This window comes from Uliginosibacterium aquaticum, assembly GCF_012972705.2.
Classification (GTDB): domain Bacteria; phylum Pseudomonadota; class Gammaproteobacteria; order Burkholderiales; family Rhodocyclaceae; genus Uliginosibacterium; species Uliginosibacterium aquaticum.
The window spans coordinates 72,117-95,937 of the sequence record NZ_JABCSC020000004.1 but is presented as its reverse complement, the minus strand read 5'-3'; the positions used below and the strand labels follow the sequence as shown (position 1 = coordinate 95,937).

The window sequence follows — 23,821 nt, the reverse complement described above, 5'->3', positions numbered from 1 at the left end:
AAGCGGCGGGGCCTTTTTTCTGCGCCACCGTCCGCCCACAGCCGATCAAGAAGCCGTCGCACCCGCCGTTAAGCCTTGCATTGCCGCCATCCGCGGCCCTTTGCACGCCCCCCGCCATGCCCAAGCTGCCTCCCGCGCGACTGCTGATCCCGCTTGCAAGCTTTGTGGTCGCCGCCGCCCTCAGCATCTGGGCCTGGCAAGGTCTGCGCGCGATGGAATCAGCGCGCCAGGAAGCCGACTTCCAACGCCTGGCCGAGCAATACGTGGCAGCCCTGCAACACAGCGTCGATGCTGTGCTGAGCAGGGTGCAGGCCTTGCAGCAGTTTCACGCAGCAGCAGGCAGCTTCAGTCCGGAGAGCTTTAAGCGCTTCGTTGAGCGTGGCCCTCTTGATCACCGCATCGCCGCATTTCAGTGGGCGCCCCGGATCAGTGGCGCCAGCCGCACCGCCTTCGAAGCCAGCGCGCGCAGCGCAGGCCTCAAGGGCTATGCCATCCGCGAGTTCCAGGGCAGTTCGATTGGCGACGCTGGCCCGCGCGCCGAATATTTCCCAACCTTCCTGATCGTGCCCATGGCAGGCAACAGCGCCGCGCTAGGACTGGACCTGGCCTCCGAGCTCAATCGCCGGGCCACCCTGGAACGTGCCCGCGACGAAGGGGAGATCGTGGTTTCAGCTCCGATCGAGCTGGTGCAGGGCGGCAAGGGGCTGCTGCTGATGGCCCCTTGCTTCGAACCCGGTTTCTCGACCCAGAGTATCGCATCGCGCCAGCTGCACTTCCAGGGCATCGTGCAGGCGGTGATCCGGGTCGAAGATCTGGTCAGTGGCACTCTGGCAACCCTTCCGCCTGGGGCCGACGTGCTGCTCTCTGACAGCCTGCTCGCTGGCGAGGCCGGGCTGCTCTATCAGCACCATGCCCACACCAAAGGACAGGACTCAAATCATGACTCGCAATGGATTCAGCAGAGCCCGCTGCGTGCGCAGCGTCTGCTGACCCTGGCCGGCCATGAGTTCGAATTGCTGATGGAGCCCACCCCGGAGTATCTGGACACCACGCCACGGTCTTTCTCTGCATCCGTGCTGCTTGGCGGACTACTCCTGAGCCTGCTTGGCAGCGCACTGGTCAGCAGCCTGCTGCAACGCAAACACAAGGTTGAACTGGAGGTACAGCTACGCACCCAAGCGCTGCAGGACGCCCTGCATCATCTCGGGCGCAGTGAGGAGTTGCACCGCGCGGTGTTCGAGCAATTGCGCATTCCCATGCTGGTGACCGATCTGGAGTCCGGCCGGGTCGTGGATGCCAATCTGCAGGCGGCCAGCTTCTATGGTTGCAGCCGGGAGGCCCTGCGCCGCATGCATATCGCAGACATCAACGCCCTGCCCGCGCAAGAGGTTCAGCGTGCCATGCAGGAGGTAGCCGAGGGCAAGCGCAACCTGTTCCAGATTCCGCACCGTCTGGCCAGCGGAGAGATCCGCCAGGTCGAAGTGCACAGCACGCCGGTCATGGTGGATGGGCATTGCATGCTCTATTCGGTGATCGCCGACATCACCGAGCGCAAGCGCAACGAAGCCCTGATCCGCCTGCAAAGCATGGCCGTGGATTCAGCCGCGAATGCCATTGTGATCACCAATCGCGAAGGCATCATCGAGCGGGTCAACCGGGCTTTCACCCGCATCACCGGCTACGCCCCGGAAGAAGCGATCGGCCGCAAACCAGGCTACCTGATCGGCTCCAGCGAGCACCCGCCGGAGTTTTTCACGGCGATGTGGGAGACCTTGCTTGCCGGCAAGATATGGAGCGGAGAGCTGATCAACCGGCGCAAGGACGGCTCGCTGTACACCGAAGAGCAGACCATTGCCCCGGTCTGGGACGAAGATGGCCAGATCAGCCATTTCGTGGCCATCAAGCAGGACGTGACAGCCGCCCACAACCAGGCCCGCGAACTCGCGCGCGAACGCCGACGCCTGGCCGACATCATCCGTGGCACCCATGCCGGCACCTGGGAATGGTCGGTGCAGACCGGCGAAGCCCTTTTCAACGAGCGTTGGGCCGAGATCGCGGGCTATACACTGGACGAACTCGCACCCGTCGATATCAACACCTGGCGGCGCCTCGTCCATCCGGACGATCTGCTGCTGGCCAGCCAGCAACTTGAACGCCATTTCAGGCACGAGGCCGATTATTACGAAGCGGAAATCCGCATGCTGCACAAGGCCGGACACTGGATCTGGGTGCTGGCATGCGGCAGCGTCAGCCAGTGGCGGGAAGACGGCCAGCCATTGCTCATATCCGGTACGCATCAGGACATTACCGAGCGCAAGCTCGCCGAGGCAGCGCTGCTTGACGCCAAGCGCAGCGCCGAAGCCGCCAGCCTGGCCAAGAGCCGTTTTCTCGCCACCATGAGCCACGAAATCCGCACCCCGCTCAATGGCATTCTCGGCATGGCCCAGATGCTGCTGCAGCCGGGTCTGGCGGAGACCGAACAGCGCAATTTCGCCCGCACGCTCTACAACTCCGGCCAGACCCTGCTGGCGCTGCTCAATGACATCCTGGACCTCTCCAAGGTCGAAGCCGGCAAGCTTGAACTCGCCAGCAGCGGCTTTTCAGCCGCCCAAGTGCTCGACGAAATCCGCGCCCTGTTCGCCGAATCCGCCTCCCAGCAAGGCCTGCAACTGATTGCCGAATGGCGGGGTGACAGCGGGCAACGCTACCGAGGAGACCCGATCCGGCTCCGCCAGATGCTCTCCAACCTGCTCGGCAACGCGCTCAAATTCACCGCCCACGGTCAGATCAAGGTGTACGCCGAAGAACTCAGCCGCGACGAAGGTTCCGCCATGCTGCGTTTCTCCGTCAGCGACAGCGGCATCGGCATCCCGCAGGAGAAGCTTGCCCTGCTCTTCAAACCCTTCTCGCAGGTGGATGACTCCGACACACGCAAGTACGGCGGCACCGGCCTCGGCCTCTCCATCGTACGCAGTCTGGCCGAATTGATGCATGGCGAAGTCGGGGTTGAAAGCACGGAGGGACAAGGCTCTACTTTCTGGTTCCGAGTCCAGGTCAGCCTGCAGAGCGAGGCTGATGAAAAGCGCCGGGCAGCGCGCGAAACGCCTCCGGGCCAAATCGGCCCGAAGGCCCCCGAGCCACGTCTGGATTCCCGCCGCGTACTTGTGGTGGAAGACAACTCGACCAACCTGAAGGTCGTCACCGCCATGCTGGCCACCCTGGGTGTAGTGCCCGAGCACGCCGGCAACGGTCGCGAAGCCTGCGACATGGCCTGCGGCGGCCAAGCTTTCGACCTCGTCCTGATGGACTGCCAGATGCCAGTCATGGACGGCTTCGAAGCCGCGCGTCAGATCCGGGCCTATGAGCAGAACCAAGGCCTCGCCCCGGTTCCCATCATCGCCACCACCGCCGGCGCGTTTTCGGAAGACCAGCTGCAATGCATAGAAGCGGGAATGTCCGACTTCATCGCCAAACCGCTTGATTACGCAAAGCTGGTCGACATGCTCAAGAAATGGCTGCCCACAGAAACGCCCGCAACGACTGCCGACGCCCCCCATGGCCCTCCAGCCCCTGAGGCCACGCCGACGCCGGCCTGCTTCGACGCCACCGATCTGCTGCGCCGCCTTGGCAACGACCGCACGATTGCCAGCATTGCCGCCCAGGCCTTCATCGAGGATTACGCCAGCCTGATCGAGGCCTTCAAGCGCGCCCTGGCCGAAGGGCAACTCAATGACGCTCGCCGCCACGCCCACTCCCTCAAGGGCGCAGCAGCCAACACCTCCGGCCTCGCCCTGACAGCCCTCGCCCGGGAGCTCGAACTGGCGTGCAAGGAAGAGCGCGCAACGGATGCACTCGCAGCCCTGCCCGCCCTCGAGGCCGAGGCCACACGCTTCAGTGCAGCCTTGCAGGCCTTTCTCGCGCAGGCCTGAGCAGCTCCGGCATCGGGCCGCTCAGCCACGCGGACTCAGGCAGAAGCGCACACAGCCGGCCCGGTTTTCCTCCAGACGCAGCACATAACCAGCCGACTCGGCCAGACGCCCGGCCTGATACAAACCGATACCGAGCCCGGTATCCGACGCCAGCGGGCGTAGCAGCAGGCTAGCAGCCCGCTCCGCCTCAATTGCCGCCCCGGCATCCTCCACACTCAGGGAGCAGCCCTGCTCGCCCACCACCAGCCGCACCTGTACCGCAGGCGCTCCCGGCTTCTCCAGGGCATTACGCAGCAGGTTATCGGCCACACAATCGAAGAGCGCGGCCGGCAAGGCGGCAGCCGCCAACGGACCCGCCTGCTGATAGCGCAGCACGGCCTCCGCATGGCGTGCCTGCAGGGCCTGCCACCAACCCAGCGCGGGGCTGGGCTGCAGGTCCTCCTCACGCGGTCGGCGAATGCGCTGCAAGGTTTCGTCCAGACGCCGGCGAATCTCCGGCAGCTGCCCCTGCAGCAAGGCCTGCACCCCTGCCGGGTTGCGCCCGCCATCGTCCAGCACCGCAAAACACAGCGCATCAAGCGACTGCAGCAGATTCTTCAGCTCATGCGTGCTACGCGCACCAGTTTCATGCACCGCACGCAGAAAGGACAGCGCCTGCAGCCGCTGCGCCTGCAAGCGCGCGGCATGAAACTCGGCCAGGATGCGCAGCATCAGATCCAGATGCCAGGTGGGAGTCGGCGCAAACGCCTGCTGCCCATGCACCGCCACCTCCAGAGTCCCGTGACGCAACTGCAGCACATGCCGGCTCGGCTGCCCAAGATGCGTCATCGCCTCCGTTTCAGCACAGCGCCAGAACACCCCCTGCACGCCAGGCCACCCTGCCAAGCGCTCCATCGCCGCCCGCACCAGCGCCTCGGGTGAAGCCTCGTGCAAGGCCAGCTCCGCGACCTCATCGAGCCAGTGCGCAAATGGCTGCCCACCCGACAACACTCGCCGCGAAATCGCCAGCCCCAGCCCCGCGAAGCCCTTGCGCGGCGACCACACCAGCGCCATCAACAGCAAAGCCCCCGCAACCGAACCCAGCGCCTGCAGCAAGGCCCACACATAATCGCTACGCGCCACGAACATGAAGGCCAGAGCCCCTAATGCCACGCCCCCCAGCACCAGGGCAAAAATCAAAGTCCCCACCACATCCAGCGCGTCCGCCGCCTGCGCCCCGCCGCGCGGCAAACCCAGCACAGCCACCCCCAGCAAGACCGGCAGCGCAAACCAGTTCGCAAACAAGGGCAGCACCGCCGGCACCTCGGCCAAGCCCTCCAACAACTCTGGCATCACCCGTCCATTCAGAGCGACCACCAGATACACCACCAGCAACCAATAGAAGCCACGCTCGCGTGGTGCCGGATGGCAGAACACCTTGCCCCCGATCACCCCTGCCAGCATCAAGCCCCATAAAAGGAGCAGCCCCCAGGAGAGCCACAGCCCGATCCCGGCCAGTGCCAGCCCAAACAGCAGCAGGCCCGCCCAGGACAGCTGGCGCCCGCCGCTCACCAGCGGCTGCCACAGCAGCACCAGACCGAAGTGCCCCAGCAGCAAGGCCTTTCCCGCCGGCGACAGCGCGCCCTGCAACAAGGCCACATGCAACAAGGCCAGGGCCAGCAGTAACACCAGCGGCCCGGCATACATCAGCCAGCGCTCCGTGCGACGCCCCAGATCCGGCATGCGGTATCCCCTTTCGTAAATGAATGAACAACAGATTGCCGAGATCCCGCCAACACCGTCAGGATCCTGACGTAAGCGTCGAAAAACAATCACTACAGCGCCCACAACACCCCGAAAATGATCCCGGACAGCAGGCACCATTATTGCTCAAGGGCGGGCAGGAACATCACTCCCAGTGGGGACACACCATGAAACGCCAACAGTCCGGCTTCACCCTCGTCGAAATCGCCATCGTGCTGGTCATCATCGGCCTGCTGCTGGGCGGCGTGCTAAAGGGCCAGGAACTCATCACGCAAGCCAAGATCAAGAACGTCAGCAACGACCTCACGGGCATTACGGCTGCGGTCTATAGCTACCAGGATCGCTTCAAGTCACTGCCCGGCGACGACCCCAACGGATCCACCCGTTGGAGTGACACAGATGCTGTCAGCGCGACCAACAAGGGAAATGGCAAGATTGACTCCAACGAGCAAAGCCTGTTCTGGCAACATCTGCGCAAAGCGGGCTTCGTTGCAGGAGAAATCAAGTCCGGATCCCCGCTTAATGCAGTAGGCGGGCAGATCGAGCCGGTTCAAACGGCGCTGGCAATCGGCGGACTAAGTATTTGTACGCACAACCTCCCAGCCAAAATAGCTGAAGCACTGGATGTGCAGATTGATGACGGCAAACCCAATACGGGAACGGTGCGTGCTGCAGTCGAAACCAGCGCGTCTGTCGTCACGACAGCACCAACAATTACGGGCTACACGGACGACGGCAGCACACTCTACGTGCTGTGCAAGCAGCTGTAAGCAGCTTCATAACGCTTAGAGCCCCGCCTTGCGCGGGGGTTTTCATTTCCGGCGACAGCAACGCACTCCGTCGCCACAAAAGCAGGCAAGCGCTAACGGACTAGCTCCCCTTCAGCAATTTTTCCTCTGCCGCCGCCAGTCCCCCCGGCAAGCCAAGCAAGACCACCACGTCCCCCGCCTCCAGCAGCATGTCGGCCGCCGGATCGAGGCTGCGCACACCACGCCGGCGCACCGCAGCAACCTTTGCCGGGCAAACGTCCAGCACGAGATCGCCTAGGCGCCGACTCACGCCATACGCGCCCGGCGGCAGGGATACTGAATGCAGGCGGGCCTCCTGTGCATCATTACCCTCGTCCATATCCGAAGCGCCCAGAAAGAACCCTTTCATGAGGCTGTAGCGCTGAGTACGGATCTGGCGCATACGCCGGATCACGCGCGCGATCGGCGTGCCGATCAGGGTCAGGGTGTGGGTGGCCAGCATGATGCTGGTTTCCAGCATTTCCGGCACCACTTCGGCGGCACCGCGCTGGATCAGGCGCTCCATGTCGCGTTCATCCTGCGAGCGGGCTATCACTGGCAGACCAGGGCGTGCAGCCAGTACGTGGTGCAAGACCTTGGTCGTCGCATGCTCATCGTTGTAGGCAATCACCACAGCACTGGCCCGCATCAGGCCGGCCGCAACCAGGGTTTCGTGGCGCGAGGAATCACCGAACACCACCGGATCCCCTGCCGCCGCCGCTTCCTGGATGCGATCCGGATCCAGGTCCAGGGCGACATAACCAATCCCCTCCTGCTCCAGCAGGCGCGCCAGATACTGCCCGGTGCGGCCGTAGCCGCAGATGATCACGTGTTTGTCCGTCGCGATCGACTTCGCCGCTACACGGGTCAGCTCCATCGAACGCAGCATCCACTCCGAAGCCACGAAACGCAGCACGATCTTGTCGCTGTACTGCACGATGATCGGCGCGATCAGCAGCGACAGCACCAGCGCCGCCATTACCAGTTGCAGCACATCATGCGGCACAGCCTCCACGTCCGCCGCCAGTGTCAGCAACACAAAGCCGAATTCGCCGCCCGCACACAACCACAGACCAGCCCGCACCGCCGTACCGTCCAGCCCTTCGAGCCAGCGCGAGGCCCCCGCCACCACCGCAAACTTCAATAGCAGCAGGCCGAACAGGATCAGCACCAGCCACTGCAGGTTGCTGATGATCACGTGCACATCGAGGAACATGCCCACGGTGATCATGAAGAGCCCCAGCAGCATGTCGCGGAACGGCTTGATGTCCTCTTCCACCTGGATGCGAAACTCGGTTTCTGAGATCAGCATGCCCGCCAGGAAGGCCCCCAGAGCCAGTGAGAGTCCGGCCATCTCGGTCACCCAGGAAAGCCCCAGGGTGATAAACAGCACATTGAGCATGAACAGCTCGGAAGACTTACGCCGCGCGACGATGGTGAACCAGCGTTTCATCAGGCGCTGACCGAAATACAGGATCAAGGCCAGTACCGCCACCGCCTTCAGCGCGGCCATGAACAAGGTGTAGCCAAGTGCCTCGCCCGGCTGCGCCAGCGCCGGAATCAGGATCAGCAGGGGCACCACCGCCAGATCCTGAAACAGCAGCACGCCGATCACTTGGCGGCCGTGCGGCGTTTCAAGCTCCATGCGATCAACCAGCAGCTTGGAGAGCATTGCGGTGGACGACATGGTGATCACGCTGGCCACCGCGAAGCTGGCGGTCAGGCTCTGCCCCAGCAGCCAGCACAACAGGCCGAAAAGCAGCATGCTGCCCAGCACTTGCAAACCGCCCAGCCCGAGCACGATGCGCTTCATGGCAAACAGGCGCGGCAAGGAAAACTCGAGGCCGATCGAGAACATCAGGAAGACCACGCCGAACTCGGCAAGGTAGCGAGCTTGGGCGTTATCCGGCACCAGCCCGGCGGCATGTGGTCCAAGCGCCGCTCCTACCGCAAGGTAGGCCAGCACGGCAGGCAGGTTGAAGGCACGAAAAACCGCCACCGCACACACGGTGACGGCCAGCAAGGTCAAAACAAGAGTGAGGGCACCGTGCATGTCTGGAAAAAAGAGGCTATGCCGGCACCCGGCCGGGCAAGCGGGGCGATGAGCGGCTTTGTTATACTCGCCGCTCAGTTTAACCGCAGCCCCGCCATGACCCCAACTGCCCCGACGAACAACGCCGCCGACCCGGTGAAAGCACTTGCCACTGCGCGTCGCGTGCTCGCCATCGAGGCTGCTGCCGTCAGCGCACTCGAAACACGTCTCGGCGACGATTTCGTGCGCGCCACCAATCTGATCCTGACCTCGCGCGGACGCGTGGTGGTGAGCGGCATGGGCAAATCCGGGCACATCGGCCGCAAGATCGCTGCCACGCTGGCCAGTACCGGCACGCCATCCTTCTTCGTGCATCCAGGCGAAGCCTCGCATGGCGACCTGGGCATGATCCAACCGCATGACGTGCTGATCGCCATCTCCAATTCCGGCACGGCTGAAGAACTGCTGGTCATCGTGCCCTTGGTCAAGCGCATGGGCGCCGGCCTGATCGCCATGACCGGAAAACCGGATTCTCCGCTCGCCCGCCTCGCCGATGCCCATCTGGATACCGGCGTGGCCGAAGAAGCCTGCCCGTTGAACCTCGCACCCACCGCCAGCACCACCGCCACCCTCGCCATGGGCGATGCGCTGGCCGTGGCGCTCCTCGAAGCGCGCGGCTTCGGCCCCGAAGACTTCGCCCGCTCACACCCGGGTGGCGCGTTGGGCCGCCGCCTGCTGACCCATGTACGCGACATCATGCGCAGCGGCGACGCCATCCCGCAGGTTCCGGAATCAGCCAGCTTTGCCGAAGCACTGCTGGAAATGTCGCGCAAAGGCCTGGGCATGACTGCAATCGTTGACGCTACCGGCCGCGCCATAGGCATCTTTACCGATGGCGACCTGCGCCGTCTGCTCGAACGCGGAACGGACATCAAAGGCCTGAAGATCGCCGAAGTCATGCATCGCAATCCGCGTGGCATCGGGCCCGACGCACTGGCCGTGGAAGCCGCCGAAATGATGGATCGCCACCGCATCAGCCAGGTGCTGGTCGTCGATGCCAAGCAACAACTCGTCGGCGCCTTCAACACGCTCGACCTCATGAACGCCAAGGTCATCTGATGAGCCAGCCCGCCAATTTCTCTGCCGAACATGCCAGCCGCCTGCGCTTGATGGCCTTCGATGTTGACGGCGTCCTGACCAATGGAGACCTCTACTTCACCCCGAACGGTGACGAGATCAAGGTCTTCTCCAGTCTCGACGGCCATGGCCTGAAGATGCTGCAGGAAGCCGGTGTCATCGTTGCCATCATCACCGGACGCAAGTCCGCGATGGTTGAACGCCGTGCCGAGAACCTCGGCATCCGTCACCTGTACCAGGGTGTGCACGACAAGCGTGCTGTCATGCGCGAGCTGCGCACCTCGCTTGATCTGGCCTCCGAGCACACCGGCTACATGGGCGACGACGTGGTTGACCTGCCAATCCTGAGGGCTTGCGGCTTTTCTGCCACGGTGGCTGACGGCCACGAATTCGTGCGCGAACATGTCGACTACATCGCCACCAAGGGCGGAGGACGCGGCGCCGTACGCGAGGTATGCGATTTCATCCTGTCGGCCCAGGGCAAGCTCGAGCCCATGCTGCGCCAGTACCTGCAAACATGAAACGCATCTCATCGCTATTCCCGCTGATCATTGTCGCCTTGCTGGCCGCTGCCAGCTTCTGGCTCGAATACGTCGTGCGCAACGAGAGTCAGAGCGGTCTCGGCAAGGGCCGGCACGACCCTGATGCGATCGTGAACAACTTCCAGGTTGATCGCTTCGACATCAGTGGCAAGCTGAGTTCTCGCCTGACGGCTAAGAAGCTCACCCACTACCCGGACGATGACACCGCCGACATCGAAACCCCGCACATCACCTTCCTGCACGAATCCCGCAACATGGAATTCCGCAGTGAACAGGCGCATGCCGACAATCGCCAACGCACCGTGCTCCTGTTCGGCAAGGTGCGAGGCGAACGCCCTGCCACGGCAGATTCGGCCGCACAAACCCTCGACACTGACGAACTCACGGTGTGGGTCGATGATGAAATTGCCCGCACGCCGCAACCCGTGCTCTTCACCCACGGCAAAAATCGTATAGAAGCCGTGGGCGCTGACTGGAACAACCTGACCGGGATGCTCAACCTGCACTCCAGCGTTCAGGCCACCCTCCCGCCGAAATCCACTACTCACTGAAGCCTGCGAGCGCCCCATGCCCATCAGCCTCCGCATCACCGCTCTTGCCCTCTGCCTCGCCACGCTGCCGGGCATCGCCCTTGCCGAAAAGGCCGACCGCGAAAAACCGGTCACCATCAAGGCCAGCAAAGCCAGTGCGGACGACCGCAACAAGGTGCAGATCTTTGAGGAGAACGTTCGCCTCGTCCAAGGCACTCTGGAAATCACAACCGACAAACTTGTTGTGAGTCAGGACGCTGAAGGCTTTCAGAAAGGCGTCGCCACCGGCGGCAAGGATGGCCTCGCTCGCTTTCGCCAGAAGCGAGAAGGACGCGACGAATATATTGAGGGCGAAGCAGAGCGCATCGAATACGATGGCCGTACTGACACAGCCCGCCTCTTCGTCCGGGCTCAGGTTCGCAGCGGCCCCAATGAAAGCCGCGGCCCCTACATCGAATACAACGGCTACACCGAGCTCTACACCCTAAGCGCCCAGCCCAGCAGCAGCGTCAGCAAGAGCAGTGACGGAGTCACTGTCATCATCGCCCCGCGCAGCGCCCAGCCCGCGCGTAAGCCCTGAAGCAAGCCCTCTCGCGCGGCGCGCCTGCGCGCCAGCGCCTGCCCTTCTGGACACAGCCTCAAAGGCTGCGGCAGCACAGCAAATTCCGACTCTATCCCTCCCAAGGGACACGCCGCAACCCCTGCTCTGACAAGGAATATGGTTTAAAAAAACATCTCCGACTACGATTGTTGCGGTGCAGCAAAAACTTCTTGACTGTCGGTTTCTCCTCCATATAATTCGGGTTGTGCGGCGCAACAACAGTTTGATCCGGCAGCACATGCGTAGCGCCCGTAGCAGTTCTGCTCAACCGAATTGAACCCGACTCAGGAGATCACCATGTCCCTTCCCGATCAAATCAGCATCGCCAACAAAGCCTCCATCGAAGCCGCCCTGACGCTTGCCAATACCGCCTTTGCAAGCGCCGAAAAACTGGCCACCCTCAACCTCAACACCGCACGCACCTTGCTGGAAGAAAGCGTTTCCAACGCCAAGACCTTGCTCGGCGCCAAGGATGCTCAGGAGTTGGTCTCACTGCAGAGTGCACTGGCTCAGCCGACCATCGAAAAGATCGTCTCCTACGGCCGTAGCGTTTACGAAATCAGCGCAGCGGCTCAGGAAGACATCGGCAAAATCCTCGAGTCGCAACTGTCGGAAGTAAACAAGAACGTCTCAGCGGCGCTGGACAAGGCCGCCAAGTCGGCGCCGGCAGGCTCTGACGTTGCCGTAGCCGCCGTCAAATCCGCTATCGCCGCCGCCAATTCGGCTTACGACAGCATCAACAAGGCCGCCAAGCAGGTTGCCGAGATCGCTGAAGCCAATGTTGCCGCCGCCACCACCGCCACGGTAAAGGCTGTCGGCAGTGCCGCTCCGAAGGCCAAGAAGGTCGCCTGAGCCACACCCGTCATCGGGCCCCGGCTGCAACCGCCGGGCTTTCAGACCCGCAGTCGCAATGACTGCGGGTTTTTTACGTTTGTAATACTCTCGCCCACTAGGCTTGGCTTGGATTGTGATCGCAGCTACCGGCTCAACCCACCGCAACAAGCCCCTGCATCCAGCCTCCTGAACCACGCAAAACATGGCGGCCACCTGTGCGCTGGACGTACCGTTTGCTCGGAAAGATGCATTTCCTGAGCTCCGCTCACAACCCAATAGCACAGCACCGGAGAACCTCCTCAAGGGAGCGAATTGATCCCTTGCGACACAGGTTGCCATTCACCCGCGCCAAAGGGCGGGGAAAAGACAAAGCCCCGCATCCAGACAGAGAGCGGCTCACACCGAGCCGCATCTGCTGAGAGTCTTAAACGCCCGCGCTTGCTCCAGAGGTTGTCCCTAATAGAACGGGCGCCTATAAAGCCAGCCCCACCCCTACAACAAGCAACACAAAATCAGGCACAAAAAAAGGCAGCCCGAAGGCTGCCTTTTCAAGTCGTTTGACGCTTCCAGAGGAAGGATCAGAACTCCTTCACGAAGCCCACGCGGGTGTAACGCTCGTCGCGCTTGGTAGCGGAACGGGTTGCACCGAAAGCATCGGCGGTACCATCGTAGCCACCCACGCTGTTTTCGTTGCGTTCCCAGTCGCTCTTCTGCACAGCGCCGTAGACATACACGCTCTTGGTCAGGAAGTAAGCACCGCCCATCATCCAGCCGTGGCCGCTATTACGGTTGCTGCCGACGTCACGCACGATCGAGTACTCGACACCGACGGAAGCCTTGTCGTTGAAGTTGTACGACACGACGGCGTTGGTGATCTTGTCCTGGAAGGCGGTGTTGACAGCGCGAGCGCGGCCATTCTGGGTGGAGTAGGTACCCGCCAGCTTCAGGCCGCCGATCGGGAACACCGACACGAAGGCACGCTGGTAGCGCAGGCCATCTTCGGTTGCATCGGTCACGCCAGTGCTGGCACGGCTCAGGTAGTCATAGCCACCGTTCACCACCTTGCCGAAGGCGAACTGGAAGCCGCCGCCCAGAACGTCGCCGCTGCCGGTTGCATCAACGTTGTTGTTGCCGCCCTTGCGGTTGTCGCCAATCGCGTACACAGCTTGGCCACCGATCTTGAAGGAGCCGAGGCTCAGGGTCGGGGTCAGGTACTGGGTGGTGCGGTTGCTCAGCGCGGTCATGCGATAGGAGGACACGCCATACTTGACGAATTCCAGATCCTTCGGCTCAACCATGTAAGGCTTGCTGGCGACGTAGAAGTCGTCACCGAAGTTCTGCACGCCCCATTGCACGCGACCGAGCATCTTGCTGCTCAGGTACACAGCCTTCTTATCGTTGGAGGTCAGACCGCCCACACCGGCAACGGTGGAGGTGGTGCTGTTATTGGTGGCCTTGCCATCGAAGAAATCGGAGAAGCGCAGATCGATGCTGACACCGGCTTCCAGATCGCTGTTGATGGTTTCCTTGGCGCCGACGGTGATGCGCGAGGTGGAAGCGCTGCCATCCGACAGGGTTTCGGTGGTCTTGCCGCCGGTGGAGCCACCGCTGGCATCAGCGTTGGCGGTCTTCTTGAATTGATAACCGGCATCAACCTTACCGCCGATGGTCACGGAAGTTTGAGCGAAAGCGGCGCCAGACATCAGGCCGGCGACTGCCAGAGCAATGAGTTTCTTCTGCATGAGTTTCTCCTCACAGTTGAAGTACGGGGGCATGGCAGTTGCTACCTTGCTCTCCCATCCCACCTCTCGCGATTCGAGAAGTTGGGCTGATTCTGGCAAGTGGCGATGACTCACGGCAACACAAAGTCTCCTGCAAGCGAGATTTGGCGCCGCCCCTGTTGCAGGAGTGCAACAGAAACATAATTCCACTCAGTCAAAAACACATCGCCTGCGCATATCCCGAGCCACAAAAAAACACCGGGGCACAAGCCCCGGTGTCATGAATGCAGCGTGCAGCAAGCGATCAGGCAGGCAGATCTGCCAGATAGAGCGCGGGCTCGCCTTCAAAATCAGAAGTAAACAAAACGCGCTTGTCATCCGGCGTAAAGGAAGGGTGCGGGTGCGTGACCTGACGGTCTTCCTTGTACACTTTCCACGACGAGCTGTGCTTGCAGATCTTCTTGGTGGTCTTGGCCTTGAGGTCAAACATGTACAGGAAGGGGTCGTTCTCATGCTCATGAGCGGAGGTGTCAGACACATCCGGCGGCGTATCGCAGCCATCGCCTACGGCAAGCGTGCCGTCGTAGTTCGAATACAGGTGCGAGCAGGCCGGCATCGTGAGCAGGGCTTCGTTCTTGAGCGTGATCGGGTCTGCGGCACAAATCCAGCGCTCGGTGCTGCCCTTCTTGTAAGACACGTAGATCATCTTCGAGCCGTCCGGCGTGAAGAACTCATGCGTGCAGCTCTCGCCTTCTTCGTGCTCCTTGACCTTGCGAACGTTCGTGCCATCTTCATTGACGAACCACATGCGCGCATCGACCAGATCATGCGGACCCTCATGGCAGTAGGCCACGGTGCTGTCGTCAAAGGGGCGATACAGCGGGTGGCCCATCCACTTGGCCTGCTCGAAGATCACGCTGCTGGTGCCGGTGGCGATATCGATCTTCACAAGGCGGCAGCGCGGCTTGTTGTGGTACTGCACGGCAAACTCTTCCCAGGTCTTGAGCGGCAGCAGGTCGCCTTCGACCACTTCGATACCGACCAGCTTGGTACATTCGGTATTGGCCACCCAGGTGCCGTAGCCCTTGTAACCTGCCGGCACGGTGTAGAGCACCTCTTCGACCAGCGAGTCGAGATTGACGCGACGCAGCTCGCGGCCGCCCTTCACGTAATAGAGATACTTATCGTCAGGCGAGAGGAAATTGCCGAAGGTGTTGTCGACCTTGCCGACACCGTCGGTGAGCTGGCGTGCGGTCTGTGTCTTGAGGTCGAGCAGGTAGGCATTCCAGCTACCGTTGTCAAAGAGGCCACCAAACAGCAGCTTCGAGCCATCGTTGGTAAAACACTTCTGATAGAAGTAGTTACGGTGGCAGGTCACGTCAACCGGGGTCAGACGCGTCACGCGCGCGCCCGTATCGGAATCGGTGAAGTCTTCGAATTTCAGCTGGATGATATCGCCCTTGGCCATGGTGTTCCCCAAGAAAAATCTGCAGAACCGGCTCCGCAGAAAGTCTGGCATTTTACGGCAAGGGCGCCCGAAATCTTTAACCACGCCAGCAAGAATGTAAGCTCCGACGGGATCGCTTGACCCAAGGCAAGGCCATTGCACAGGGGGCTCCACTAAGCTTGGCGCCTGTTTTTAGGGGATCGAACGCAATGCGCAAACCCGAGCTGGTGTGCCCGGCCGGCGGCCTGCCGGCACTCAAGGCCGCCGTGGATAACGGGGCCGATACGGTCTACATGGGACTCAAGGATGCGGCCACCAACGCCCGCAACTTCAGCGGTCTGAATTTCGATCTTTCCACCGCCCGCGACGGCATCCGCTACGCCCACGGCAAGGGCCGCAAGGTGCTGATGGCCATCAACACCTTTGCCCAGGCCGGCGAAGAGCCTCGCTGGCACAAGGCCATCGATACCGCCGCGGAACTTGGCGTGGATGCCGTGATCCTCGCCGACATGGGCCTGCTGGATTACGCCACCCGCACCCATCCGCAGTTGCGGCGTCACCTCTCGGTGCAAGGCTCGGCGACCAATTATGAGGCCATCAACCTATGCCGCGACCTGTTCGGAATCCAGCGCGCCGTGCTGCCGCGCGTGCTGACCCTGCCACAGGTGGAGCATGTGATCGCCCATACCGATGTGGAGATCGAGGTCTTCGGCTTCGGCAGCCTGTGCGTGATGGTGGAGGGCCGCTGCCTGCTTTCCAGCTACGCCACGGGCGAGTCGCCCAACACAGCCGGGGTCTGCTCACCGGCCAAGGCGGTGCGCTGGGTGGAAACGCCCTCCGGTACGGAGGCACGCCTCTCAGGCATCCTGATTGACCAGTACAAGGCCGATGAGCCGGCCGGCTACCCGACCCTGTGCAAGGGCCGCTTCGAGGTCAATCACGAAACCTATTACGCGCTGGAAGAGCCGACCAGCCTGAACATCGTCAGCGCGCTGCCGGATCTGCTCCGCATCGGTGTGGCGGCGATCAAGGTTGAAGGCCGCCAGCGCAGCCCGGCCTATGTGGCCGAGGTCACCCGCACATTGAGAGCGGCCCTCGACGCAGCCTGTGCCGACCCGGCGCGCTTTGCCCCGAAACCGGCCTGGGATGCGGCGCTGGGTAAGGTGTCCGAAGGCCAGCACGTCACCCTGGGCGCCTATCTGCGCCCCTGGAAATGAAATCTTGGCCCGGATGCAGCGCCGCGAAATCCGGGGCCACGCCCATCACGACACACGCCCGGAATGCGGCCTGCAGCCTCCATCCGGGCTACGGATAACAGCATGAAACTGACCCTCGGCCCCCTGCTCTACTTCTGGCCCCGCGAGGACGTCCTCGCCTTTTATCGCGAAGCGGCGGACTGGGCCATCGACACCATCCACCTCGGCGAAGTGGTGTGCAGCCGCCGTCAGCAGGTGCGGCTGGATGACTGGCTCGGCCTGGCCCGCGAACTGGCACAGGCCGGCAAGGAAATCGTACTGTCCTGTCAGGCCCTGCTTGAATCCGAAAGCGAACTCAAGACCCTGCGCCGCCTCTGCGGCAATGCTGAATTCCTCGTCGAAGCCAACGATCTCGGCGCTGTGCAGTTGTTGCGCGGCGGTCGCTGGATGGCCGGCCCGCATCTCAACATCTACAACGCCAGCACACTGAAGCTCATGGCGGATATGGGTGCGCAGCGCTGGGTGCCGCCGGTGGAGATGAGCGGCGAACGTCTGCAGCAGTTGTTGCAAGATGCGGGCGCCATCGAGACCGAATTGTTTGCCTGGGGGCGCCTGCCGCTAGCCTTCTCAGCGCGCTGCTTCACCGCCCGCCACTTCAACCTGAAGAAGGACGATTGCCAGTTCCGCTGCCTGGAGTTTCCGGACGGCCTCGCGCTGGATACCCGCGAGGGCCAGCACTTCCTCGCCATCAACGGCATCCAGACCCAGTCCGGCGCCGTGCAGGCGCTGCTGCCGCACCTGGCCGGTTTCGCGTCGGCAGGCGTCACGAGTCTGCGCATCAGTCCACAAGCCCGCCACACCGCCGAAATCGTACGTCTGCATCGCGCCGCGCTCGACGGCGCTGCGCTAGACTCCACGCAACTGGCCGGACTTGCTCCGGCTGAACTCTGTGATGGCTACTGGCTGGGCCGCGAAGGAATCCAGCTTGGAGACGAACATGCTGCCCACTGATTTCCGCCTGCCGAAGTTCCTGTCCGAGATCGGCCCGAAGCTCCCCCAGCGTCCCTGGAGCGATGCGCTCTGTGCCAGCCTGGAACTCGCCCGCTTCACGAAGCAACTGGAGGCCGACTTCAGCTTCCTCGAAGGCCGTACGCTGCGCATCGTGATCGAGGATCTGGGAGCTCGCGCCACCCTGCGCTACGTGAACGGCCATTTCCGCCCGGCAGCCGGAGACGCCGATGCAGACGTGAGCTTCCGCGCGGCAACGGCCGATTACCTCAAGCTGCTGCGCCGCACCGAAGACCCGGACACCCTGTTCTTCCAGCGCAAGCTGCGTATCGAGGGCGACACCGAACTGGGCCTGACCCTCAAGAACCTGCTCGACTCGATCGAGCCGCCCGCCTGGTTCAGCAAGCTGGTCGCCTGAGCATGGCGGAAGAGCCCTACGCCCGCTTCCGGCAGAGTGAGCTGATCCTGCGTGACGAGCTGGCCATCGACCGCACCCTGCTGGCCAACGAGAACACCCTGCTGGCCTACCTGCGCAGCGCCGTGACGCTCGCAGTTGGCGGCGCCACCCTGCTGCACTTTTTTCCTGCGGGTCACCTGTACTGGCTGGGCATTGCCTCCATTGCAGCGGGCATCGGGCTGGGTGTGTTCGGCGCCTGGCGCTTTCTCCGCATCCAGCGCAGCATCAAGCAGGTGCGCCGGAAGACCGAAGCCTGATGCTGGACATCCTCTATCGCGACGAACACCTCATTGCGATCAACAAGCCTGCCAAGCTGCTGGTACACCGCTCGGAGATCGATCGCCACGAAACGCGCTTCGCCATCCAGCTGCTGCGCGACCAGATCGGGCGCATGGTGTGGCCGGTGCATCGGCTTGATCGCGGCACCTCGGGGGTGCTGCTGTTCGCACTGGATCGCGACACGCTGGCGCTCGCCGGCCAGGCCTTCGAACGCAACGAGGTAGAGAAGGAATATCTGGCCGTGGTGCGTGGCTGGCCCGAAGCGCAAGGCGTGATCGACCATCCGCTCACGCGCCAGTACGACCCCTACGAATCCCGCCCCGAGGAGGAGCCCGCGCCACAGGAGGCCTGCACCCGCTTCGAGCGCTTGGCCACGGTGGAGCTTCCCTTTGCGGTGGATCGCTATCCGGCGAGCCGCTACGCCCTGCTGCGCCTGTTCCCGGAGACCGGGCGCCGCCACCAGATCCGCCGCCATCTCAAGCACATCGCCCATCCGATCATCGGCGATGCCACCCACGGCAAGGGCGTGCACAACCGTTTCTTCACCACCCAGTTCGGCAGCGAGCGAATGCTGCTGGCCTGTACCCACCTGCGTCTTCCGCATCCGCTTACCCAGCACACGCTGGACCTGGAGGCGCCGCTGGATCCCGCTTTTTCAGCAGTCCTTGCGCAAACCGGCTTGGCTTAGGGTCTGAAGTCCGCCAAGGCCGCGACCAACTGAGCGACGACTCCGCTCCAGTCACCCGCCTGCGTCTGACGGAACAGGCGCGCACTGGGATACCAGGGGCTATCACTGCGCTCCTGCAGCCAGCGCCAGTCCGCCGTCGTGCACAGCGCTATCCAGACGGGCTTGCCAAGCGCGCCTGCCAGGTGCGCTGCAGCGGAATCCACCGAGATCACCAGATCCAGCTGCTCGACCAGTGCAGCGGTATCGAGAAAATCATGCCGGTCAGCGGCAAAGTCCCGTCCGCCGAAAGCCTCCAGGCGCTCACGGTCATCCTCGGTCAAGGCCTTCTGCAACGACACGATTGTGCTCCCGCTCGCCTGGCAAGCCCGGAGCAGTGGTTCGAGCGCAGCCAAAGGCATCGAGCGCTTGGCATCCTCGACATTGGCCGGATTGCCGGCCCAGGCCAGACCGATCCGCAAACCGGCAGGCAAATCTTGCAGACGCGCCTGCCAGGCAGTACGGCGCGGCGGCGTCACGGCCAGATAGGAAGCGCGGGCAGGAATAGTATCCAGCTCCGTCCTGAAAGCTCGCGGCAATGACATCAAGGGGCAATGCAGATCGAAGGCCGGCAAGGTCTCTTTGTCGTTCAGTACGGCAGCAGCCCCCTCCACCGATTCAAACAAGGGAATCAATTCCGGATGGGCCGCGAGGATGACCCGGGCACCGCGCTCAGCCACCAACGGGGCATAGCGCACAAACTGAATGGCATCACCAAATCCCTGCTCGGCGTGCAGCAGGATGGTCTTGCCGGCCAGATCCGCCTCCCCCGCCCACAGTGGCTGCGGGAACTGGCGGGGCGGTGGGAAACGACGCGAAAGCCAGCGTGATTCATAGAGACGCCAGCCCTCGGCGTAATCGCCCTTGAGCAGACGACACAGGGCTTCATTCCAGGTCGCCTCGGCAAAACCGGCAGGATCATTGCGCGCTTCGGCATAAGCGGCCAGCGCTTCATCGACCTTACCCATGGCATGCAGCGAGCAGGCCAGATTGAAACTGGCCTCGGAAAAGGCTGGCCGCAGGCGCCGGGCTTCGGCAAAGGCTGCCAGCGCCTCGTCAATCCGCCCCAGATCCTTGAGCGAACTCCCTTTGTTCAACCAGGCCTCGGCATTGCCCGGCTCTAGCGCCAGGGCCCGTTCGAAGAACGGCAGAGAGTCCTCGAAGCGCTTGTTTTTCCAGAGCAGTGCCCCGCAATTGTTGTAAGCAGCCACATCGCCCGGCTCCAGTTCGATGGCGCGCAGATAGGCAGCCTCTGCCTCCTCAAGGCGCTGCATCTGCTCCAGCAGGTTGGCGCGATTGAAATGCACCGAAGCCAGGCTGGCATGCAGGCGAATAGCATTGTCATAGCAGGCGAGCGCCTCCTCCAGCCGGCTCTTGCGCCGCAAGAGCATGCCGAGATTGATCCACGGCCCCGGATGCTCCGGATCTGCCCGCTGCGCATCGCGAAAAAACCGCTCTGCGGCTTCGTCCTGTCCACGGTCACCCGCGATCAAGCCCAGCAGGTTGAGCGCATCCGCTGCTGCGGGCGCCATCTGCAACACGGACTTGCAACGTGCCTCGCTGACCGCCAGCTCGCCTTGCGCGTAACTCTGTACGGCTTGCTCAAGCAGGCCCTGAATAATGTTCATCAGATACGTCATGAAATCTCTCTTTAAAACCCGAGGCAAGCTGTTGGCAGATCAGGCGGGCAGTGCCTGCCGCATCTGTGCAACCAGGCCCTGCCAGTCCCCCGGCGAGCGCTGACGGAACAAGCGGGCGGTGGGATACCAGGGGCTGTCCGCACGATCCAGCAGCCAGCGCCACTCGCCCACGAAAGGCAAAGCCAGCCACAGCGGCTTGCCCAGCGCGCCAGCCAGATGCGCAGCAGCCGAATCGACAGAGATGACCAGATCAAGTTGCTCGATCAGTGCAGCCGTATCGAGAAAATCATTGATCTCGGCACTGAAGTCCGCCACGCCGAACTTCACCAGCAGCCCACGCTCAGCCTCCGTAAGCACCTTCTGCAGCGAAACGAAACTAGCGCCCGAACGCAGCAGGGGCTCAAGGCTTGCCAACGGCATCGAGCGGTTGAAATCGTTGCGGTGTGCGGGATTTCCTGCCCAGGCGACCCCGATCTTCAAACCCTGCGGCAAGTGGGCCAGGTGCTCACGCCAGCACAGGCTACGCTCGGCCGATACGCCAAGATAAGGCACTTCCGCCGGAATGCTTTCGAGGCAGGTGTCAAAGGCCAGCGGCAAGGTCATCAAGGGGCAATGACAATCAAAAGCCGGCAGCGGATCGCCCGCATCGATCACCTCGGCAACGCCGGCCACCGATTCAAGCAGCGAGCGCAGGCCCTTACGCACTTCGAGCAGCACCCGCGCACCTCGCGCAGCCACCAGCGGAACGTAACGGGCGAACTGCAGCGAATCACCAAAACCCTGCTCGCCATGCAACAGGATGGTCTTGCCAGCAAGGTCCGTGTCGCCCAGCCACAGTGGTTGCGAAAAATTGCGCGCGGCAGCGAAACCATCGACCTGCCAGCGCGCCTCGTGCAGGCGCCAGCCCTCCAGAAAATCCCCCATCAGCAGTCGGCAGCGGGCTTCGTTCCAGCGGGCTTCGGCAAACTCCGGCGCAAGGCGCCGGGCTTCTCCATAAGCCGCCAGGGCTTCGTCGAAGCGACGCATGTCCTGCAGCACCAGCGCCCGGTTGTTATGCAGCAAGGCCAGCGCCGGCTGCTGGCGGATGGCAAGGTCAAGCGCAGCCAGAGCTTCTTCAAAACGGTGCAGATCGCTCAACAGGTTGGCACGATTGACCAGCGCCTCGAAATAATCAGGCGCGAGGCGCAAGGCCTGTTCGAACGCAGCGAGGGCGGCCCGCCGCTCACCTTCAGCCAGCAGGATCAACGCATGGGTGTTGTGCGCGGAAGGGGAATCCGGCCGGATCGCCAGTGCGCCGCGAATCATGGCCAGCGCTTCGCTCAGCCGGCCCAAGCCCTGCAGCACGGAAGCCAGGGCTTCGAACACGACGGGGTTGCCGGGAGCCACGGCCAGCACCCGGCGCAGCAATTGCTCTGCCTGAGCCAGGCGGCCGCTCTCCGCATGCTCAAGCGCCAGCCGAAATACCTGCTCCGGCGTGTACTGCCCCTGTGGGGGTGACGCAAAGATGTTCATGCTCACTCAACCCTGTTCATTCAGCACGCTGGTCAGTGCAGCAACAACCCCCTGCCAATCACCAGGAGAGTTTTGCCGGAACAATCGCGCAGACGGATACCAGGGGCTGTCGTAGCGTCCCTCGAGCCAGCGCCAGTCTGCAGCGAACGGCAGCAGGATCCAGACCTCTCGGCCCAAGCCCCCGGCCAGGTGCGCGACCGAGGTATCAATCGATATCACGCGGTCCATCTGTGAAAGCAACGCGGCGGTGTCTTCAAAATCACCGAGCGCATCATCATGGAGGGATACATTCGGAAAAGCCGCCAGATAGCGGCGCTCCTCATCGGAGACCACCTTCTGCGCGACATGGAACTCCATCCCCGTCGCCAGGAGCGGCGCGAGCTGATCGACCGACAAGGACTTGATCCGGTCGCCAGGTGTGGTCGTCCGCCAGACCAGGGCAATCCTCGGCGCGGTAGCCGGGCCCAGGCGACGAGCCCAGACATCAAGCCGGGCCTGACGAACATCGAGATAAGGTCCGGATACAGGCAGCGTGTCCAGCGTCACATCCAGCAACAAGGGCAGGCTGATCAGCTCGCAATGCAGATCAAACTCCGGCAGTGCTTCGCCCTGGGCCACAACCCTGCCCATCCCGGGGCGCCCTTCCAGCAGCGGCAACAACGCGGCCTGCAATTCGAAGACGATATTCGTACCCTGGCGGGCCAACTGGGGCAGAAAGCGGCAGAACTGCAGCGTATCGCCCAAACCTTGCTCGGCGTGGACGAGCAGGCTTCTGCCGGCGAGCGGCTCGCCTTGCCAGCGGGGCTCGGCCAGCTGGCGTAAAGCTACCTCCCGAGGTTCGCGCAAGCGCCATTCGTACAGCGGCCAGCCTTCCCGGTAGCGCCCGAGCTTGAGCAGGCACAGCGCCGCATTCCAGTGCGCAGCATAGTGCGCCGGATCACGCTGGGCGGCACGCGTGAAGCACTCCAGCGCGGCCTCGGTCTGCGCCGCAGCTTCCAGCACCAGTCCTCGCCCCACGGTCGCTTCTACATGCTCGGGCCGGAACGCCAGAACGCGCTCGAAAATTGCGCCGGCCTCCTCTCGCCGTCCAAGCTGTTCGAGCGAAGCGGCCTTGCCGACATGCAGATCGAGATTGTCCGGCGCAATGCGCAAAGCCCTGTCAAACCAGGCAACAGCCTCCTCATGCCGACGTGCTTTTTGCAGCAAGGTGGCGCAGTTGTTGTAGGCATCGGGATCCTGAGGATCGCAGCGCACGGCCTGCACAAAGGCCTCGACGGCCTCCTGCGGGCGGCCTAGTTCGCGCAGGAGATTGCCTCGGTTGAAATGCGCAGCGGCCATGTCCGGCCAGCCGCGCAAAGCCCTGTCATAGGCTTCCAGTGCTTCAGTGAAACGGCCCGAGGCCTTGAGCAGCATGCCCAGGTTGAGCCAGATCTCGACGGTCTCAGGCTGGTGCCGCAGCGCCTCACGGAAGCAGGCTTCGGCGGAGGCTTCCTGGCCCGTCTCGCTCAGAATCAGGCCCAACAGATTGAGTGCATCGACCGAACGAGCATCCATCTGCAGGACGGAGCGACAGCGCTGCGCAGCCTCGGGCAATTTACCTTGCTGATACAAGGAGAATGCAGTGGCCAACAGATTGTCGATAACGAATGACAACGGATTTACGGCCATGAACGGCATGCCATCCTGAAAAACGGTGGGCCA

At 62.8% G+C, this 23,821-nt stretch carries 19 protein-coding genes; 12 read left to right on the top strand and 7 right to left on the bottom strand.

Annotation, left to right across the window (positions count from 1 at the left end; genetic code table 11):
* Positions 1 to 116 precede the first annotated feature (116 nt).
* Positions 117 to 3,929 carry a PAS domain S-box protein gene (locus HJ583_RS15625; RefSeq protein WP_170022794.1) on the top strand — a complete coding sequence of 1,271 codons (3,813 nt, stop codon included), beginning with the start codon at positions 117 to 119 and terminating at the stop codon, positions 3,927 to 3,929.
* Between the two features lie 21 nt (positions 3,930 to 3,950).
* On the opposite strand, the gene HJ583_RS15620 is transcribed toward HJ583_RS15625, so the two are convergent.
* Positions 3,951 to 5,651: a sensor histidine kinase gene (locus HJ583_RS15620; RefSeq protein ID WP_170022793.1), complete on the bottom strand. Its 1,701-nt coding sequence runs from the start codon at positions 5,649 to 5,651 to the stop codon at positions 3,951 to 3,953.
* A gap of 188 nt (positions 5,652 to 5,839) precedes the next feature.
* Between HJ583_RS15620 and HJ583_RS15615 the strand changes: the two genes are divergently transcribed.
* Positions 5,840 to 6,442 (top strand): prepilin-type N-terminal cleavage/methylation domain-containing protein, encoded by a 603-nt coding sequence (locus HJ583_RS15615; protein WP_170022792.1) that lies wholly within the window; start codon positions 5,840 to 5,842, stop codon positions 6,440 to 6,442.
* 100 nt (positions 6,443 to 6,542) lie between these two features.
* Here HJ583_RS15615 and HJ583_RS15610 read toward each other — a convergent pair whose 3' ends face one another.
* Entirely contained in the window at positions 6,543 to 8,513 is a 1,971-nt protein-coding gene (locus HJ583_RS15610; RefSeq protein WP_170022791.1) for a monovalent cation:proton antiporter family protein, read from the bottom strand.
* Positions 8,514 to 8,609: 96 nt separating this feature from the next.
* Between HJ583_RS15610 and HJ583_RS15605 the strand changes: the two genes are divergently transcribed.
* The 5 genes from HJ583_RS15605 (at position 8,610) to HJ583_RS15585 (ending at position 12,154) form a co-directional block, all read left to right on the top strand.
* Positions 8,610 to 9,611 carry a KpsF/GutQ family sugar-phosphate isomerase gene (locus HJ583_RS15605; RefSeq protein ID WP_217423464.1) on the top strand — a complete coding sequence of 334 codons (1,002 nt, stop codon included), beginning with the start codon at positions 8,610 to 8,612 and terminating at the stop codon, positions 9,609 to 9,611.
* Positions 9,611 to 10,150 carry a KdsC family phosphatase gene (locus HJ583_RS15600; RefSeq protein WP_170022789.1) on the top strand — a complete coding sequence of 180 codons (540 nt, stop codon included), beginning with the start codon at positions 9,611 to 9,613 and terminating at the stop codon, positions 10,148 to 10,150. The genes HJ583_RS15605 and HJ583_RS15600 overlap by 1 nt, the downstream gene beginning before the upstream one ends.
* Positions 10,147 to 10,722: an LPS export ABC transporter periplasmic protein LptC gene (gene lptC / locus HJ583_RS15595; protein ID WP_170022788.1), complete on the top strand. Its 576-nt coding sequence runs from the start codon at positions 10,147 to 10,149 to the stop codon at positions 10,720 to 10,722. The genes HJ583_RS15600 and lptC overlap by 4 nt, the downstream gene beginning before the upstream one ends.
* A 16-nt stretch (positions 10,723 to 10,738) precedes the next feature.
* On the top strand, positions 10,739 to 11,281 hold the full coding sequence (gene lptA, locus HJ583_RS15590; protein ID WP_170022787.1) for a lipopolysaccharide transport periplasmic protein LptA: 543 nt from the start codon (positions 10,739 to 10,741) through the stop codon (positions 11,279 to 11,281).
* A gap of 318 nt (positions 11,282 to 11,599) precedes the next feature.
* Positions 11,600 to 12,154 carry a phasin family protein gene (locus tag HJ583_RS15585; RefSeq protein ID WP_170022786.1) on the top strand — a complete coding sequence of 185 codons (555 nt, stop codon included), beginning with the start codon at positions 11,600 to 11,602 and terminating at the stop codon, positions 12,152 to 12,154.
* A 560-nt stretch (positions 12,155 to 12,714) separates the two neighbouring features.
* On the opposite strand, the gene HJ583_RS15580 is transcribed toward HJ583_RS15585, so the two are convergent.
* Positions 12,715 to 13,878, bottom strand: a complete 1,164-nt coding sequence (locus HJ583_RS15580) for a porin (RefSeq protein WP_170022785.1) — start codon at positions 13,876 to 13,878, stop codon at positions 12,715 to 12,717.
* A 283-nt stretch (positions 13,879 to 14,161) separates the two neighbouring features.
* Complete coding sequence (locus HJ583_RS15575; protein WP_170022784.1) at positions 14,162 to 15,325, bottom strand: oligogalacturonate lyase family protein; 1,164 nt, start codon at positions 15,323 to 15,325, stop codon at positions 14,162 to 14,164.
* 188 nt (positions 15,326 to 15,513) lie between these two features.
* Here HJ583_RS15575 and ubiU point away from each other — a divergent pair, with 188 nt between their 5' ends.
* From ubiU to HJ583_RS15550, 5 genes are all read left to right on the top strand, one after another.
* On the top strand, positions 15,514 to 16,521 hold the full coding sequence (gene ubiU, locus HJ583_RS15570) for a ubiquinone anaerobic biosynthesis protein UbiU (RefSeq protein WP_170022783.1): 1,008 nt from the start codon (positions 15,514 to 15,516) through the stop codon (positions 16,519 to 16,521).
* A 102-nt stretch (positions 16,522 to 16,623) separates the two neighbouring features.
* Entirely contained in the window at positions 16,624 to 17,511 is an 888-nt protein-coding gene (gene ubiV, locus HJ583_RS15565; protein ID WP_170022782.1) for a ubiquinone anaerobic biosynthesis protein UbiV, read from the top strand.
* Positions 17,498 to 17,926: a ubiquinone anaerobic biosynthesis accessory factor UbiT gene (gene ubiT / locus HJ583_RS15560; protein ID WP_170022781.1), complete on the top strand. Its 429-nt coding sequence runs from the start codon at positions 17,498 to 17,500 to the stop codon at positions 17,924 to 17,926. Before ubiV ends, ubiT begins: the two co-directional genes overlap by 14 nt.
* A 2-nt stretch (positions 17,927 to 17,928) precedes the next feature.
* Positions 17,929 to 18,222, top strand: a complete 294-nt coding sequence (locus HJ583_RS15555) for a DUF202 domain-containing protein (RefSeq protein WP_170022780.1) — start codon at positions 17,929 to 17,931, stop codon at positions 18,220 to 18,222.
* A complete protein-coding gene (locus tag HJ583_RS15550; protein WP_170022779.1) occupies positions 18,222 to 18,932 on the top strand; it encodes a pseudouridine synthase in 711 nt (236 codons plus the stop codon). The genes HJ583_RS15555 and HJ583_RS15550 overlap by 1 nt, the downstream gene beginning before the upstream one ends.
* Here HJ583_RS15550 and HJ583_RS15545 read toward each other — a convergent pair.
* From HJ583_RS15545 to HJ583_RS15535, 3 genes are read right to left on the bottom strand one after another with little or no spacing between them, the layout of a single operon-like run.
* The gene (locus HJ583_RS15545; RefSeq protein ID WP_170022778.1) at positions 18,929 to 20,608 is read right to left on the bottom strand and encodes a tetratricopeptide repeat protein; all 1,680 of its coding nucleotides are present in this window, start codon (positions 20,606 to 20,608) and stop codon (positions 18,929 to 18,931) included. The genes HJ583_RS15550 and HJ583_RS15545 overlap by 4 nt on opposite strands.
* A 39-nt stretch (positions 20,609 to 20,647) precedes the next feature.
* A complete protein-coding gene (locus HJ583_RS15540) occupies positions 20,648 to 22,120 on the bottom strand; it encodes a tetratricopeptide repeat protein (protein WP_170022777.1) in 1,473 nt (490 codons plus the stop codon).
* A 6-nt stretch (positions 22,121 to 22,126) separates the two neighbouring features.
* Positions 22,127 to 23,797 carry a tetratricopeptide repeat protein gene (locus tag HJ583_RS15535; RefSeq protein ID WP_170022776.1) on the bottom strand — a complete coding sequence of 557 codons (1,671 nt, stop codon included), beginning with the start codon at positions 23,795 to 23,797 and terminating at the stop codon, positions 22,127 to 22,129.
* Positions 23,798 to 23,821 lie beyond the last annotated feature (24 nt).